Raw genomic sequence first — 15,744 nt, 5'->3', positions numbered from 1 at the left:
CTAATCTCCTATTTCTAACTTCTATTTTTTAAAGACATGAAACTCTTTTGTGAGTTCAAGATATAGGTCCGAGTATTGTCTCGGACTTTTTTCTATGACAAAATCAGATACCTCAACAGGCAATTCTGCAGATGAAAATTCAAGAACTAATCTTTTCGTTTTTGAGTTTTCAATTCCTTTAATATTGATTTTCCGGGTGAGAAACAGGTTATTATCCAAAGCAATTTGAATAAAACCATCGCCCGCCTCAGCAGGAATAATAACCGACAAAATACCTTTCCCAGACAACAATTTGGCAGAAGCTGCGATAAGTTGCTGAAAATTCAACTCTACGGTTTGACGGGCAATTTTGTCTTTACCGGAACCTGACTCTTCAAAATAGGGAGGATTGGAAACAATCAGATCAAATTTCTTCTCTGTTTCAAAGGTTTTAAAATCCTGATGACTATTTTTTAATCTTAAATGAAAAGGGGAATGTTCAAAATTCGTTTGGGTTAGTAAAGCAGCCTCCTTATTAATATCAAGTCCAAGAAAAAATGCCTGCGTATTTCTTTGGGCAAGCATTAATGAAATCAGGCCTGTTCCTGTTCCTATTTCTAAAACTTCCCAAGCATGGGCCACATTAGCTAAAGCACCCAGCAAAACACCATCTGTTCCTACCCGGAAGACGTCTTTTGACTGCTGAATTTCGAAATATTTAAATGTAAAAGGTTTCACTATAAATTGGTCGGAAGCGTTATCGTAAATGTAGACCCCTTTCCTACTTCTGATTTCACAGCGATTTCACCTTTGTAGTCTTCAATCATTTTTCTTACCATAGAAAGGCCAAGTCCCATTCCACTGTTTTTAGAGGTAAAATTGGGCTCAAATATTCTTTCGTACATATTTTCGGGAATTCCTATCCCGTTATCCTGCACGGAAATCATTACTCTTCTCTGATGCTGTTCCACATCTACATTAATGATCAGTTTACGTTCTTCACTCTGAGCCTGTTTTGCGTTCGTTACAAGATTGGTAATGATTCTGGAAAGATAAATTCTATCCATATTGATCATAATATTAGTCTTATTGGAATGCATAAATATACTGTCGTCATTGAAAACACGCAGAATATCTTCAACTTCTGTATTAAGGTTGATCACCTCATTATTTTTTTCCGGAAGTTTTGCAAATTCTGAGAAAGCAGACGCAACGGTGGCAATCAGGTCAATCTGATCTACCATGGTTTTGCTCATCTGTTTTACTCTTTCTCTGATATTCGGATCTTCAGGATCAAATTTTCTTTCAAAATTCTGAATGGTAAGTTTCATTGGGGTAAGCGGGTTCTTCACCTCATGCGCTACCTGCTTCGCCATTTCTCTCCATGCTTCTTCAGACGCCTTAAAACGCAGTCTTTCTTTCTGGTCCTGAATCTGTAAGATCATCCTGTTATAAGCTCTGGCCAGGGCATTAAGCTCATCATTTTTATAGTACCTGATAGGACGCATTTCATTTTCAAATAATGTAATACGGGTAATCATATCAGAAAATTTAGTAATATTTTTTGCAAGACTGTTAGAAGTCACCCAGCTTATCCAGATACTGAACAGAATAAGGAAAATATCTACCAAAAGAATATATTTGATATACTGGTGAAGAACATCCAGATAGGCGGATTCATTATGATACAAAGGAATGTATACAATGCCTATCGGTTCAAGTTCATTGTTTTTCAAAAGGAGATAGGATGAAGTGCGTCCTGCATCTTTGGTTTTATCGTAGCCTCTGATATCAACCCTGGAATCTGTGGCCAGAATTTTATTGACAATATTGATGGGAATTGTTTTCTGATCGATAAGACTTTCATCTTTATTGGAAAGAAGATAACTTCCCTTCAGATCATAGATCACAATATCATGTTGGTTGATATCTGCTATTTCGAAGATTTTATTACCCAACACCTTTGGCAGATCCTCTGTCTCTACAAGGGTGCGGCTCACTGCATAGTCCAGATACCTCATTACCGCATTGGTCTTCTCCTGCATATCAATATTGCTCTGCTGCAGAGAATTGTTCCTCAAGACAAAATAGGGAACCAGCGATGTCGCAACAACACTTAAAAAACATACAAGCAGGAACCCGAAAAATACCCGGTTCCTTAAACTGTATCCTTTGTATTTACTTATTGACATCCTACTTTTTAATTAACCTAGCAATATACTTACCAATGATGTCAAATTCTAAATTAACTTTGTCTCCGATTTTAAGATGCTTCATATTAGTAAACTCCCAGGTATAAGGAATAATGGCCACTGAAAACTGTGTATCTTCACTTTTTGCCACTGTAAGACTGATTCCGTTTACGGTAATTGAACCTTGTGGAACGGTTACAAACTGGCCTTCATCTTCGTATTTAACCGTAATAAAATAACTTCCGTCTTTATTTTCTATCCCTGCTACTTCACCGGTTTTATCCACATGTCCCTGTACAATATGTCCGTCTAACCTTCCATCCATCTTCATGCATCTTTCAAGGTTAACCACGGTTCCTTCCTTCCATTGTCCAAGATTTGTCTTTTCTAATGTTTCGTTGATTGCCGTTACCACGTACTGATCATCTTTAATTTCAACAACCGTCAGGCAACATCCGTTATGAGCAAGGCTCTGGTCTATTTTTAATTCGCTGGTAAAAGGGCATGTTAATGTAAAATTGATGTTACTTCCTTTTTTTTCAATCTTTTCAATAACACCAACTGCTTCAATAATTCCTGTGAACATATTATTTTTTGCTAAATTTGTAAATTATAATCTTCAAAGATAATCAAAATGAGCCCAAAAAACCACAAAGTACGAGTAGGAATTTCAATAGGTGATTTTAACGGCATCGGTCCGGAGATCATCATGAAGTCTCTGAAAGACAAAACCATTACGGACTTTTTCACTCCGGTGATTTTTGGCTCGGGAAAGTTATTCACCTTCCAGAAAAATATTTTCAAGCTAAATCTTAATTTCAACTACATCAACGAAGCATCACAGGCTCAGGCAGGAAAACTGAATATGGTGAACCTGGTAAAGGATAATGTGAATGTAGAATTGGGAACTCCGACACAGGAATCGACCCAAATGGCTATCGATTCTTTGGAACTGGCCACCGAAGCTTTAATGAAAGGAGATATTGACGTTCTTGTTACTGCTCCTATCAACAAGGATGAAATGGTAAAAATGGGTTTCAAACATGCCGGACATACAGGATATTTTGAGGAAAAATTCAGTAAAAAAGGACTGATGTTCTTAGTTACAGAGGATCTTAAAGTAGCTGTTTCCACCCATCACATACCCATTGCCAGTGTTGCGGAAAATATTTCCAAAGAAAAAATTAAAAAACAGATCAGAGCCCTGAATCAAACGCTGATTGAAGATTTCTGCATTCAGAAGCCAAAAATTGCAGTATTAGGACTGAACCCTCACGCAGGAGACGGAGGCGTAATCGGAAAAGAGGAAATAGAGATCATAGAACCTGCTATTAAAGAACTTTCTGACAATGGAATATTAGCCTTTGGACCTTATCCTGCAGACAGCTTTTTCCAGCCTAATAAATATAAAAAGTTTGATGCTGTATTAGCCATGTACCACGATCAGGGACTGGCTCCATTCAAAACATTAGCGTATGAAGAAGGGGTGAATTATACTGCAGGACTTCCATTTATCAGAACCTCTCCAGACCATGGAGTGGCGTATGATATTGCAGGAAAAAACATAGCAGATGAACAGAGTTTTACAGAAGCCATCTTCACTGCTATTAAGATATTCAAGAACAGAAGCGAATATAATGATCTGATGGCCAACCGTATGCAACCGAGAAAAGTATCTGTTGATACCGGTGTAGATGAGGATCTGCCTGATGAAAATGAGGCATAATTCGTTAAAACAAATTTTAAATTAATTTGTTATGGATTTTATTTGTTATTATAAAAAAATTGCATATTTTTGCACACTCATTTTATGGACAAGTTAAGAAACTATGACGTAAGCTTTTCCGGACTTAAAAACGGAAAGCACGTGTTCAAATTTGAGATAGATCATACGTTCTTTCAATTATTTGACACTGAACAGGAATTTACAAATCCTAAAATAGTAGCTGATGTTTTTCTGGAAAAGCATACTACCTAGAATTTGAGATCAAAGTAGACGGGACAGTAGAGCTCATTTGTGACCTCACCAATGAAGAATTCGATTATCCTGTTGAAAACGAGATTGGAATTTTGGTACATTTTGGTGAAGAATATGACGACAGCAATGAAGATGTCATTACTATTCCCAGCTCAGATCATGCCTTTAATGTGGCTCAACTGATCTATGAAAATGTACAGCTTTCTATACCGATGAAAAAAGTTTCACCGAATGTAAGCGATAAAGATCTTGAAATCTTAAACAGGTTCAGTCCAAAAGATATTGAGGAATCTGAAGAAGAGGAAGAAAAACATGAGAGCGACCCGAGATGGGAAGCACTGAGAAAGTTAAAAGACAATAATTAAATAAAATAATTTAAATATGATGAGATGATGAATCTCATCGCTCATCAATTAAAAAAGTTATTCAAAATGGCACATCCTAAGAGAAGACAGTCGTCCACAAGAAGAGATAAGAGAAGAACTCATTATAAAGCAGTAGTTCCTCAATTAGCGAAAGATGCAACAACTGGTGAACTTCACCTTTACCACAGAGCTCACTGGCATGAAGGAAAACTTTACTACAGAGGTAAAGTAGTATTGGAAAAAGAAGTAGCAACTACAGAAGAAAACTAAGAGTCGCTTTTCACTGAAAAAGCCTCATTTTAATACAAAAACCGCCCAATTTTGATAAAATTGGGCGGTTTTTTGTTGTTTTTTATGTTTTTTTGGTATCTTTGGGACAAAATCAAATATCAAATTTATGGACATTAAAGACATACAAAATCTTATCAAGTTTGTATCTAAGGCTGAAGTTTCAGAAGTGAAATACAAAACTAAAGATTTCGAAATCACTATTAAAACTCCATTAGCAGGCAGCGACGCGGTTTATGCACAGCCAGCAGTTTACCACACAGCTCCTCAGACAGCAGCAGCTCCGGCACAGGTAGCAACTCCTGCAGCACCAGCTGAAAAGGCTGAACCTGTATCTGATGACAGCAAATACGTTACCATCAAGTCTCCAATGATCGGTACTTTCTACAGAAAACCATCTCCGGATAAAGATGTATTCGTTAACGTAGGTGACGAGGTTTCTGTAGGAAAAGTAGTTTGTGTAATCGAAGCAATGAAGTTATTCAACCAGATCGATTCTGAGATCAGCGGAAAAATCGTGAAAATTTTGGTAGATGATGCCACTCCGGTAGAATACGACCAGCCTTTATTCTTAGTAGATCCATCTTAATTTAGAGGTTAGATGTTAGACATTAGATGTTAGACTCAATTCTGCATTCAAAATAACATTATCTAATTTTCAAATTATCTAATTTTCAAATTGAAGAAGATGTTCAAAAAAATATTAATAGCCAATCGTGGCGAAATTGCAATGCGTATTTTACGTACGTGCAAAGAAATGGGGATCAAAACCGTTGCGGTATACTCTACTGCAGACAAAGACAGTCTTCACGTAAGATTTGCTGATGAAGCAGTTTGTATAGGTCCTCCTATGAGCAAAGACTCATACCTAAAAATCCCTAACATTATTGCGGCGGCAGAAATCACCAATGCAGATGCCATCCATCCAGGTTACGGATTCCTGTCTGAAAATGCTAACTTCTCCAGAATCTGTCAGAAAAATAACATCAAGTTTATTGGTGCTTCTCCTGAACAGATCGAAAAAATGGGTGATAAAGCCAATGCCAAAGCTACCATGAAGGCTGCAGGGGTACCTTGTGTACCAGGTTCTGACGGATTGATTGAATCTTACGAGCATGCTGTAAAAGTAGCTGCAGAAACAGGATACCCTGTCATGATCAAAGCTACTGCAGGTGGTGGTGGAAAAGGGATGAGAGCCGTATGGAAAGAGGAAGACCTTAAAGATCACTGGGAATCTGCTATTCAGGAAGCTGTAGCTGCCTTCGGAAACGGAGGAATGTACATGGAAAAACTGATTGAAGAGCCCAGACATATTGAAATTCAGGTTGCCGGTGACCAATACGGAAAAGCATGTCACCTTTCTGAAAGAGACTGTTCTGTACAGAGAAGAAATCAGAAACTGACAGAAGAAACTCCTTCTCCGTTCATGACTGACGAACTTCGTGAGAAAATGGGTGAAGCAGCCGTAAAAGCTGCAGAATTCATTGGATACGAAGGCGTAGGTACTATTGAATTCCTTGTAGACAAACACAGAAATTTCTATTTCATGGAAATGAATACAAGAATCCAGGTAGAACACCCGATCACGGAACAGGTAATTGATTATGATCTGATCAGAGAACAAATCCTTCTTGCTGCAGGAACTCCTATTTCAGGAATCAACTACTATCCGAAACTGCACTCTATTGAATGTAGAATCAACGCTGAAGATCCTTATGCAGACTTCAGACCATCTCCGGGGAAAATCACAGGATTGAATATTCCCGGTGGGCACGGAATCAGAGTAGACACTCACGTTTATTCAGGATATAGTATTCCTTCTAACTATGACTCAATGATTGCCAAGCTTATCACTACGGCTCAAACCCGGGAAGAAGCTATCGCTAAAATGAGACGTGCATTGGAAGAATTCTATATTGAGGGAGTGAAAACTACCATTCCTTTCCACAGACAACTGATGGATAATGAAGATTATCTTGCAGGAAACTATACAACGAAATTCATGGAGGATTTTGTAATGGATAAAAAATATGATAATCACTAAGATTATTGATCTATAAATTGTAAACTGCCTCTTTCGGGGCAGTTTTTTTATTTCCGAGATTTTGATATTGTTTATTTTAATAAGAAATATTGAAACGCTTTTTCTGTCATTCATTAATGGTTCTGTAAATAAGAAGTTAATAAATGCTACCTACAAAAAACTTAAACCACTGACAGCCAACAAGCAACAACCCTAACACTTGTTAGTCGAAGAATTACGACACTTTTTAAAATTTATTCAATTTTTTTTTTTTGATACTATAATTACTTCTATTTTTGGTGACATAAAATAACAAACCACACAATATTAACAATTAAAATTTACTAATCATGGCAGACAGAAATTCAAGAGGAATTTTAAAATTCAATGGCGGTGAAGGACAAAAGTTATTAAAACTTAACTACAGTGTATCCCGCTCTACAGACGTATCAGGAAGAGTTGCATCAGACCCGTCTAATGCACTGATCAAACTTACAGTGGAAGCCACTGAAAAATCAGATATTCTGGAAAGCCTTCTTAACGGAAAATACAAGCCGACAACCGGAGAAGTAACATTCAACAAGTCTCACGAAGAAGGAACATTAACTACTTTAAAATGGGAGAACGGTTATGTGATCCAGCATGAATTAGATTTCGATGCAGTAGATGAAAACAGTATGTATATTACTTTTGTGATCAGTGCAGAACAAATTGATCTTGGAAATTCTTCTTACAGAGGAGAATGGCCATCTTAAGAATATAATTCCTACATCCAAAAAACAGCAGACAGAATAGTATTCCCGGCTTTAGGGATGCTGTTCTGTCTTTTTTTGACGATCCCTATTCATTTCTAATTACAGAAGTTACCAATAATATAAGATGAAAAATATTTAGAGAAGTGGCAAAAACAGTATCCTAAAAAATAACACGAAAGTATTAACTTGAAAACGGATATCTCTTTTCGTCAAAACTTTAAAGAAAAAAAATCATCTTGTCAAAGATATAAAACCTGCATTGCCCGATTTGTGAAATAAATATTTTCTAAAACAGCGTAATGTACCCTTAAAATACACTTTAATTACTGTCGTGTACCACATTACGTTTTTGTTTATGCATCTCATTAATAATGCTTAAATTTGTCGAAAACCAAAACATATGTCAACAGCAGCAACAGCAAAAAACTCACAGTATTTTATTGACCTTGAAGACAAACATGGAGCGCATAACTATCACCCTCTTCCAGTGGTTCTTGACCGCGGAGAAGGCGTTTTTGTATGGGACGTAGAGGGCAAGAAATATTATGATTTTCTTTCAGCATATTCTGCTGTGAACCAAGGACATTCCCACCCAAAAATTGTAGCAGCTTTAGTACATCAGGCTCAGAAACTGGCCCTGACTTCAAGAGCATTTTACAATTCAAACCTAGGAGAGTACGAGCAGAAAATCACGACTCTTTTCGGATTCGACAAGGTTCTTCCAATGAATTCCGGAGCTGAAGCAGTAGAAACAGCCGTAAAATTGGCCAGAAAATGGAGCTATGAAGTAAAAGGAATTTCAGAAAATGCAGCTAAGATCATTGTTTGTGAAAATAATTTCCACGGAAGAACAACAACCATTGTTTCTTTCTCTAATGATCCCGATGCCAATCAGAATTATGGTCCTTTCACTCCCGGATTTATAAAAATCCCTTACAACGATACTGCAGCACTTGAAGAAGTACTGAACAGAGAAGCAGGAAATATTGCCGCATTTTTAGTAGAGCCTATTCAGGGTGAAGCTGGTGTTTATGTTCCGGACGAAGGTTTTCTGAAAAATGCTTCTGAACTGTGTAAGAAGCATAACGTTCTTTTCATCGCTGACGAGGTTCAGACGGGGATTGCAAGAACCGGACAACTGATTGCGTGCCATCACGAAAATGTACAGCCGGATATTCTGATCTTAGGAAAAGCACTTTCAGGAGGAATGTATCCTGTATCAGCAGTATTGGCGAATGACAACATCATGAATGTCATCAAGCCTGGACAGCACGGTTCTACTTTCGGAGGAAATCCAATCGCATGTGCAGTGGCAGTAGCAGCTTTGGATGTAGTTGCTGATGAAAAACTTTCTGAAAGAGCAGAACAGCTAGGGCAGCTTTTCAGATCTGAGATCGAAAAAATTATTGAGAAGAACAGCCTTATTACCAAAGTAAGAGGAAAAGGTCTTTTAAATGCTATTTTAATCAATGATACTCCGGACAGCTCTACAGCATGGAACTTATGTCTTCAGCTGAAAGAAAATGGTCTTCTTGCAAAACCTACACACGGAAATATCATCAGATTGGCACCGCCTTTGGTGATTACAGAAGAGCAGCTTTTAGACTGCGTTAAAATCATTGAAAAAACTATTACAGAATTTCGTTAATGAAGTTATCAGTCTGTTATATTGTTTTAAATGGAGAAAGAATCATAGAGAAAAGTATCAATAGCATTTACGAAATAGCTGATGAGATCATTATCGTTGATTCTTTTTCCACAGACAAAACTGAGGAGATTTGTACCGGATTTCCAAAAGTAAAATTTATCAGAAAAAAATTTCGCGGCTTCGGCTGTCAGAAAAACTATACCCTGTCTGAAGCTTCAGGGGAATGGATTCTGTTCCTGGATTCTGACGAGGTTCCGGATGAAACAGCAGTGAATGCCATCAAAGAAATTTTAAAAAGCTCTAACCCCACTTATAAGGTATATGAGATTCACTTCAACAATATCCTGCTGAGCAAAACCATCAAATATGGAGGCTGGGGTAATGTATGGAGAGAAAGATTTTTCAAGAAAGGTCACGGAAAATATACAGATGATCTTGTCCACGAGTGCTTTATTACGAAGGACAAAAAAGGTAAACTTCCTGGAAATATCAATCATTATACTTATAAAAGCATTGCTCATCATATTGAGAAGATTAATAATTATACTCAGTTGATGGCAGAAAAAAAGGTTTCCAACGGAAAATCAGTCTCTCTTTTCAAGATTATATTTTCCCCATTTTATGATTTTATGAAAACCTATTTTTTTAAGCTTGGTTTTCTGGATGGGGTGGCGGGATTTTATATTTCGATCACTGGAGCATTTTATACGTTTCTGAAATATATCAAGATCAACGAGATTCTAAAATTCAAATAGTCTCTTTCACATAGACAATAAAAAAAGCCGGATTGCCACTTAAATCGCAGCCGGCTTTTTTCATCATCCGACATCTTTAATCTGCTTTATATAGTCAGATCGCTTCAGTTGATCTTCCTGAAAACTCGATTGATCATCTTTTCTTTAGTTTTATGACTAATTGGTCAGAAATTTAAATTTTATTTTAATGTATTTTTAAGCTACTGCATTCAATAAATAATTAATTTTGAATACTGTAACAGATGTCTATTTATGTAGACTCATACCAGCATATCAGGCAATATATTAACCTAAAGATAAAAACAGCAGAATGATATGGACCGTAAATAATTTTTCATAGAAATAAATTCCATGAAATTAACGATCCCAAAACTCAGATAACCATGCTCAGATTTGTTAAAAGGACTCTTGGATTTTCAAGCACAGAAAGTGTCCGTATCCTAATGTATCACAAAGTTCTTCCGGAGAAGCAAATCTTCGGAAAAGATTTTCTTACGGTATCATCCGAAGATCTGGAAAAACAATTTGAATACATTAAAAAGAATTACAACACTTTATTCTTTAACGAACTCACGACCCAAAGTCATCTGAAATATAAACTCATTCTTACTTTTGATGACGGGTATCTCAACAATCTGCAATATCTGGTTCCCCTATTGCAAAAGCATCAGCTTAAGGCTACAATCTTCATACCCACCGGACTTATCCAGAGCGATGAAAGCGATCAAAACCGTGATATGATGACGTTTGAAGAGATCAGGTCTATCAGGTCTCTGAATCCCGAATATGTTGAAATTGCATTGCACAGCCACGCTCACAAAAATTATTCCCAGATCTCTCTTCAGGAAGCAGCGGATGATCTTCGTGAGAACATTCGTAACCTGGAAGAAAAAGAAATTCCTTTTACAAAAGTACTTGCCTACCCTTATGGAAAATTCCCAAAAAAGGGAGAACAAAAAAAAGAATTCTTTGCCATGCTTGAAAAGGCCGGAATTACTTCTGCAGTGCGCATTGGTAATAACATCGCTTCCTATCCGTGGAAAAATAAATTTGAAATCAAAAGGATCGATATCAAGGGAGGCGACAGTTTCAGTGTATTTAAATGGAAACTGAGGCTCGGAAAGATTAAACTTTAATTCAACAGTTCACTGTAAAGGTTTTCGTAAGCATCTGCCATTTCCTGATATCCAAATTTCAGTGCCCTCTCTTTTAACCGGATCGCATATTCATCTGCCCTGGCTCCGTAAGCCTGCATTCCGGACGCGTAAACATGTTGCATGTGTTCTGCCTCGAAATTATCAAAATAAAACGCCAGATCGCCTCCAATTTCAGGGAGACTCGTCAGTTTACTCAAAAATACCGGCTTTCCAAAATACATTGCTTCTACAGGCGGAATTCCAAATCCTTCAGCTAATGACGGATGACAGTAGGATTCGCAATTCTGAAGCAGGAAATACTTTTCGCTGTTATCTACATTTTCCAGGATATGTACTCTGGTTTCCAATCCCAATATCTTGATTTTTTCCAAAAATTTCTCTTTGTAGGCAGACTTTGCGGAAGAGGTTACAAGCACTAAATCCCTGTCATTCTGGGAAATAAGATCAAGAAGCGATTCCTGATTTTTCTTTGGAAACAGAACTCCAATATTTAAAATATATTTTTTTCCTATAAAACTGTAGTTGTTCTCAGATTTGAATTCTAAATTTTCAGGAAAGATCAACCCATTGTAAATCACCTCCACTTTGACATTATTTTTTAGGGCAAAAAGATGTTTGTTTTTAATAAAATCATTTTTCACGAATTCTGAAATACAGACTATTGCATCAGCATTCCCTATGTTTTTCTGAACGACTTTAGTGGTTTTGTTCACTTTTTGTTCTGAGCTCCCATCGTGGAGAAAATTAAGATCATGGAGCGTCACTACCTTTCTCTGTCCTTTTTTTACGGTATGAAAATATTTAGAAAGCTGATGCGCCGTATGGATCAGAGCAAAAGATTGGGTATTGATTGAGATTTTCTTTTGCCAGAATCTCCAGTTGATAATATTAAAGTTTTTTTTCGTCTGTGGAATATTTTTTTTTGGTCCGTAAAAGGTATACTCAAAATCAGACGGTTTTTCGTCCAGACCCTTTATTAATGAAACACATACGTTGGCAATTCCCGACTTCGGGTACTTCAATCTTTCGGCATCAATCAGAATTTTCTGTGTCATTATCGTCAGGCTTTTCATCAAAAATATAAATTTAAATATGAAATTTTTATTTTTGCAGTATGAAAATTTGTTTAATCAGCTTCGATTTCTGGCATTATGATGAACACATAGTGGAAAAACTGAGTGATAGAGGCATTCAGGCATGCCATATCAACATCGGAGCCTTTACCCATAAAAATACCGGAGAGCGTATAAAAAACACTTTCAGTAAAATTTTTCTGGGAAAAAACCCGAAATATCACAAAAGACAAAGTTTCATATTGGAATCTCTGGAAAAAATTGGAAAGCAGGATCAGATTCTTGTGATCAATCCGGAAGCTATCGAAGAAAGCATTCATCAGAAGATAAGAGAATATGCAGACCGGAATATCGCTTATCTTTATGACAGTATGGCCAGAAATCCCGCAACCCATCTTTTACATTATTTTGACACCGTATTTTCTTTTGATGATCAGGATGTGAAAAACTTCGGATTTGAAAAGATTACCAATTACAATTATCTTGATTATCTTCCCGCGTCCAGACAGCATCCGAAGCTGGATCTGTTTTACATTACTTCTTATGATCAGAAAAGACTCACGGCGTTGAATCTGCTGATCAACAGAGTGTCTTCTATGAAACTAAAATTTGAAGTCTATATCGCAGGAAAGAAAGGCTGGAAAAACAAACTGAACCAGATCATTGATCAAAAGAATATCGATATTTTAAAGTTCGGAAGAAAAAAAATACCTCATCACGCTCTGCCGGCTTATTATAAAAACACCAAAGTCATTCTTGATCTGATGCGTGCTGACCAAACCGGACTCAGCTTCAGAATATTTGAAGCAATGGCTCTGGAAAAAAAGATCATTACGGACAATCCTACCATCAAAACTTATGATTTCTACAATCCTAACAACATTTTGGTGCTGGATAAGAATTTCCGTAATGTGAAAAAAGATTTTTTCAATACTCCATACGAAAAACTGCCTGAAGAAGTTTATTATAAGTATACTCTTGATCATTGGGTAAATACGGTATTTAAACTGAATTCATGAAAGAAATAAAAAATGTACTTATTGTAACCCGGGAATACAAATCTTCCCGAACCCCTAAAGTAGGAGGTACAGGCGTTTTTTATAAAAACTTATGTACTGAACTTGTAAAAAGAGGAATTTCAGTACATGTTTTCCTGATCTCAAAATATACATTTGATCTTGAGGAAGACGGAGTGAATATCCATTCTATCAAAGATATTTTCAAAGCTAATCCTCTTCTTGAGCTGGTAAGATCTTTTACCGGAAAAGTAAAAACATTGGAAAAGATTCATTTTAAAACTTATTTGTCTGAGAAAAGGATAATATCCGACACCATCCATACCTGGATAAAAAAAAACAATCTTCATTTTGATGTTGCAGAAACCCATGACTTTGATGGCCTTGCGCTTTCCATCCCTAAGGGAATTCCTTATGTGATCAGATGTCACGGTTCCTGGTCTGTTCTGGAAAAATATTTCGGCTATAAAAAAGTTCATCAGGGAAGGATTTTCTGTGAACAGGAAGCTTTTAAAAATTCAGGAAATATCATTACGATATCCCGGTACAATGAGACGATTAATAAAAATCTTTTTGGCATTAAAAATTCAAAGCTCATCTATAACGGTATTGATGAAAAATTTTATAAGCCAGAGGATAAACCTGAAATGATCCCCCACTCTGTTTTCTATTTGGGAAATGTGTCTTATGAAAAGGGCGCAGAAACGCTGATCAGTTCTTTTATTAAACTTAAAAAAGATCATCCCGAAGCATCCCTCCATTTCATAGGAAATGCTAATCATTACCCCGAATATATTACTGAACATATCGAGGATACGAAAACTCGGAATTCCGTTCATTTCTATGGGAATAAATCAGCTGCAGAAATTGTACAGCTTATCAGCAAAGCAGAGGTGGTATGCTTCCCCTCCAAAGGTGAAAATTTTAGCTTATCTTTGCTCGAGGTAATGGCCATGCAGAAACCTGTTATATGTTCTTCAATAGATTCCTTTAAAGAAATCATTGAAGAACCTGTCAATGGCCTGATTGCTGAGGAAGAAAATTTCCATGAAAAAATAAGTCTTATTTTTAAAGACAAAGATCTGAGAAACAGGCTATCATTAAATGCCCGAAAATTGGTAGAATTACAATTCGGTATTGATAAGATGGTTGATGAAACCATAAGGTATTATCAGGAAATCATGTAGAAATACAATTTTATAGATCACTGAAAATAACGACCTAATTTCTTAGTTCATCCTAAGTTTTAGAATATGAATGCAAAGGAACAAATTGAAAATTTAGAAGAACAGCTTAAAGCACTTAGAAAAAAATATTATATCAAGTCTTTTTTCAGGAAAGCAAAAAGACTCGTTACCGATTTTTTACCGCTGGATTCTATACCATCCGAATATTGCACAGAAAAAATTAAAGTCAGTGAAAGACAGGAGGCGGAGCTTTTTTTGCCTGGAACTTTTCATGCTCCTCAGCGATCTGTAAAAACACCTAAAAATGCCGTCGAAATCTTTGCACTTCAAAATGTTCTCTGCACACCAAATTCCACTTACTTTTTAAATCTTAAGAAAGATAAAATATTCTATGAAAAATGGCATGATGACGACAGGATCATCTATGTCTACAATACCAATAATTTAATGCAGCATTCAATAACGCTTGCCAAGGTAAAGAATTATAAGAATGTATATTATGATGAGGAAGCGATTTTTCTGGGCGGAACTTTTACTTTTAATTATTATCATTTTCTGGTAGACATCCTTTCAAAGATTGAGTTCTTCCAGTATATTCCCGATGCTAAGAATAAACTGATCATTATAGACGAAGAAATACAAAAGGTGGAAAACCTGAAAGATCTTTTATATTTCTTTCTGAAAGATTATAAAATATTATTCCTCAGCCACGACAAAAACTATTTTCATTTCAAAAAACTGTGGCATATCACCAGTACGAACTATGCTATTCCGAATATTATGCCTGGAGAGGTGTATGAGCCCGGATTTGCAAAATTGTCAAAATCGTCTCTTCAGTTTCTTAGAAAAATCGCCTTCGACAATTTGAATCTTAGTAAAGTTCACATAGATCCTGTTAAAAAAATATTTATTTCAAGAAGATCACAGTACCGAAAATACAATGACGAAGAAATCTTTGAAGTGGCAAAAACATTTGGATTCGAAGAAGTATTTTTTGAAGACCTGAACATCCACGAACAAATCTACCTGGTCAATAATGCCGACTACATCATCGGACCGAGTGGAGCAGCATGGACCAATGTTTTGTTTGCCAAACCGGGAGCGAAAGGTCTCAGCTGGTACAGTGCTGTATGGGGGGATTTTGCTATTTTCTCTACTTTAGCCAAGGAAGTCAATTTTGATCTTTATTTTTATATTTACCCTCAGGACGATGAAGGTTTTCATGAAGATTACAGACTTGATCCTGAAATTTTCAACCAACAGCTTCAGCAGCTATTTGATTCAAATTCTTCAATTCATTAACAAGCATAATTTGTTTTAAAAATCAT

General features: G+C 36.4%; 15 protein-coding genes and 1 pseudogene. 12 read left to right on the top strand and 4 right to left on the bottom strand.

Annotation, left to right across the window (positions count from 1 at the left end):
• Nucleotides 1–21: 21 nt before the first annotated feature.
• Genes EG346_RS08850 through EG346_RS08840 form a run of 3 tightly spaced genes read right to left on the bottom strand, consistent with a single transcriptional unit; the run spans nucleotide 22 to nucleotide 2,757 of the window.
• Nucleotides 22–717: a tRNA1(Val) (adenine(37)-N6)-methyltransferase gene (locus tag EG346_RS08850; RefSeq protein WP_123878083.1), complete on the bottom strand. Its 696-nt coding sequence runs from the start codon at nucleotides 715–717 to the stop codon at nucleotides 22–24.
• Entirely contained in the window at nucleotides 717–2,171 is a 1,455-nt protein-coding gene (locus EG346_RS08845; protein WP_073329384.1) for a HAMP domain-containing sensor histidine kinase, read from the bottom strand. The genes EG346_RS08850 and EG346_RS08845 overlap by 1 nt, the downstream gene beginning before the upstream one ends.
• A gap of 1 nt (nucleotide 2,172) precedes the next feature.
• Nucleotides 2,173–2,757: a riboflavin synthase gene (locus tag EG346_RS08840; protein ID WP_123878081.1), complete on the bottom strand. Its 585-nt coding sequence runs from the start codon at nucleotides 2,755–2,757 to the stop codon at nucleotides 2,173–2,175.
• 48 nt (nucleotides 2,758–2,805) lie between these two features.
• Here EG346_RS08840 and pdxA point away from each other — a divergent pair, with 48 nt between their 5' ends.
• From pdxA to EG346_RS08795, 9 genes and pseudogenes are all read left to right on the top strand, one after another.
• Entirely contained in the window at nucleotides 2,806–3,897 is a 1,092-nt protein-coding gene (pdxA, locus tag EG346_RS08835; RefSeq protein ID WP_123878079.1) for a 4-hydroxythreonine-4-phosphate dehydrogenase PdxA, read from the top strand.
• Between the two features lie 84 nt (nucleotides 3,898–3,981).
• Nucleotides 3,982–4,514: pseudogene (locus EG346_RS08830) on the top strand (YceD family protein).
• A gap of 66 nt (nucleotides 4,515–4,580) precedes the next feature.
• Nucleotides 4,581–4,784 carry a 50S ribosomal protein L32 gene (rpmF, locus tag EG346_RS08825; protein ID WP_007843326.1) on the top strand — a complete coding sequence of 68 codons (204 nt, stop codon included), beginning with the start codon at nucleotides 4,581–4,583 and terminating at the stop codon, nucleotides 4,782–4,784.
• Nucleotides 4,785–4,911: 127 nt separating this feature from the next.
• Entirely contained in the window at nucleotides 4,912–5,391 is a 480-nt protein-coding gene (accB, locus tag EG346_RS08820) for an acetyl-CoA carboxylase biotin carboxyl carrier protein (RefSeq protein ID WP_073329372.1), read from the top strand.
• Nucleotides 5,392–5,490: 99 nt separating this feature from the next.
• Complete coding sequence (gene accC, locus EG346_RS08815) at nucleotides 5,491–6,846, top strand: acetyl-CoA carboxylase biotin carboxylase subunit (RefSeq protein WP_073329369.1); 1,356 nt, start codon at nucleotides 5,491–5,493, stop codon at nucleotides 6,844–6,846.
• A gap of 329 nt (nucleotides 6,847–7,175) precedes the next feature.
• Nucleotides 7,176–7,580 (top strand): type VI secretion system tube protein TssD, encoded by a 405-nt coding sequence (gene tssD, locus EG346_RS08810; RefSeq protein ID WP_073329366.1) that lies wholly within the window; start codon nucleotides 7,176–7,178, stop codon nucleotides 7,578–7,580.
• A 400-nt stretch (nucleotides 7,581–7,980) separates the two neighbouring features.
• A complete protein-coding gene (gene rocD / locus EG346_RS08805; protein ID WP_123878077.1) occupies nucleotides 7,981–9,228 on the top strand; it encodes an ornithine--oxo-acid transaminase in 1,248 nt (415 codons plus the stop codon).
• A complete protein-coding gene (locus EG346_RS08800; RefSeq protein WP_073329360.1) occupies nucleotides 9,228–9,983 on the top strand; it encodes a glycosyltransferase family 2 protein in 756 nt (251 codons plus the stop codon). The genes rocD and EG346_RS08800 overlap by 1 nt, the downstream gene beginning before the upstream one ends.
• Nucleotides 9,984–10,366: 383 nt before the next feature.
• The gene (locus EG346_RS08795; RefSeq protein WP_123878075.1) at nucleotides 10,367–11,119 is read left to right on the top strand and encodes a polysaccharide deacetylase family protein; all 753 of its coding nucleotides are present in this window, start codon (nucleotides 10,367–10,369) and stop codon (nucleotides 11,117–11,119) included.
• On the opposite strand, the gene EG346_RS08790 is transcribed toward EG346_RS08795, so the two are convergent.
• The gene (locus tag EG346_RS08790; RefSeq protein ID WP_123878073.1) at nucleotides 11,116–12,195 is read right to left on the bottom strand and encodes a glycosyltransferase family 4 protein; all 1,080 of its coding nucleotides are present in this window, start codon (nucleotides 12,193–12,195) and stop codon (nucleotides 11,116–11,118) included. The genes EG346_RS08795 and EG346_RS08790 overlap by 4 nt on opposite strands.
• Before the next feature lie 59 nt (nucleotides 12,196–12,254).
• Here EG346_RS08790 and EG346_RS08785 point away from each other — a divergent pair, with 59 nt between their 5' ends.
• The 3 genes from EG346_RS08785 to EG346_RS08775 all read left to right on the top strand — a co-directional run bounded on the left by EG346_RS08785 (nucleotide 12,255) and on the right by EG346_RS08775 (nucleotide 15,718).
• Nucleotides 12,255–13,232, top strand: coding sequence for a WaaS/CpsH family glycosyltransferase (locus tag EG346_RS08785; protein ID WP_073329352.1), 978 nt, complete (start codon nucleotides 12,255–12,257; stop codon nucleotides 13,230–13,232).
• Nucleotides 13,229–14,416 (top strand): glycosyltransferase family 4 protein, encoded by a 1,188-nt coding sequence (locus tag EG346_RS08780; protein WP_123878071.1) that lies wholly within the window; start codon nucleotides 13,229–13,231, stop codon nucleotides 14,414–14,416. The genes EG346_RS08785 and EG346_RS08780 overlap by 4 nt, the downstream gene beginning before the upstream one ends.
• A 66-nt stretch (nucleotides 14,417–14,482) precedes the next feature.
• Nucleotides 14,483–15,718 (top strand): glycosyltransferase family 61 protein, encoded by a 1,236-nt coding sequence (locus tag EG346_RS08775; protein WP_123878069.1) that lies wholly within the window; start codon nucleotides 14,483–14,485, stop codon nucleotides 15,716–15,718.
• Nucleotides 15,719–15,744: the final 26 nt, after the last annotated feature.

This window comes from Chryseobacterium carnipullorum (genome assembly GCF_003815695.1).
In the GTDB taxonomy this organism is placed as follows: Bacteria; Bacteroidota; Bacteroidia; order Flavobacteriales; family Weeksellaceae; genus Chryseobacterium; species Chryseobacterium carnipullorum.
This window is presented reverse-complemented; position numbering and strand designations above follow the sequence as displayed.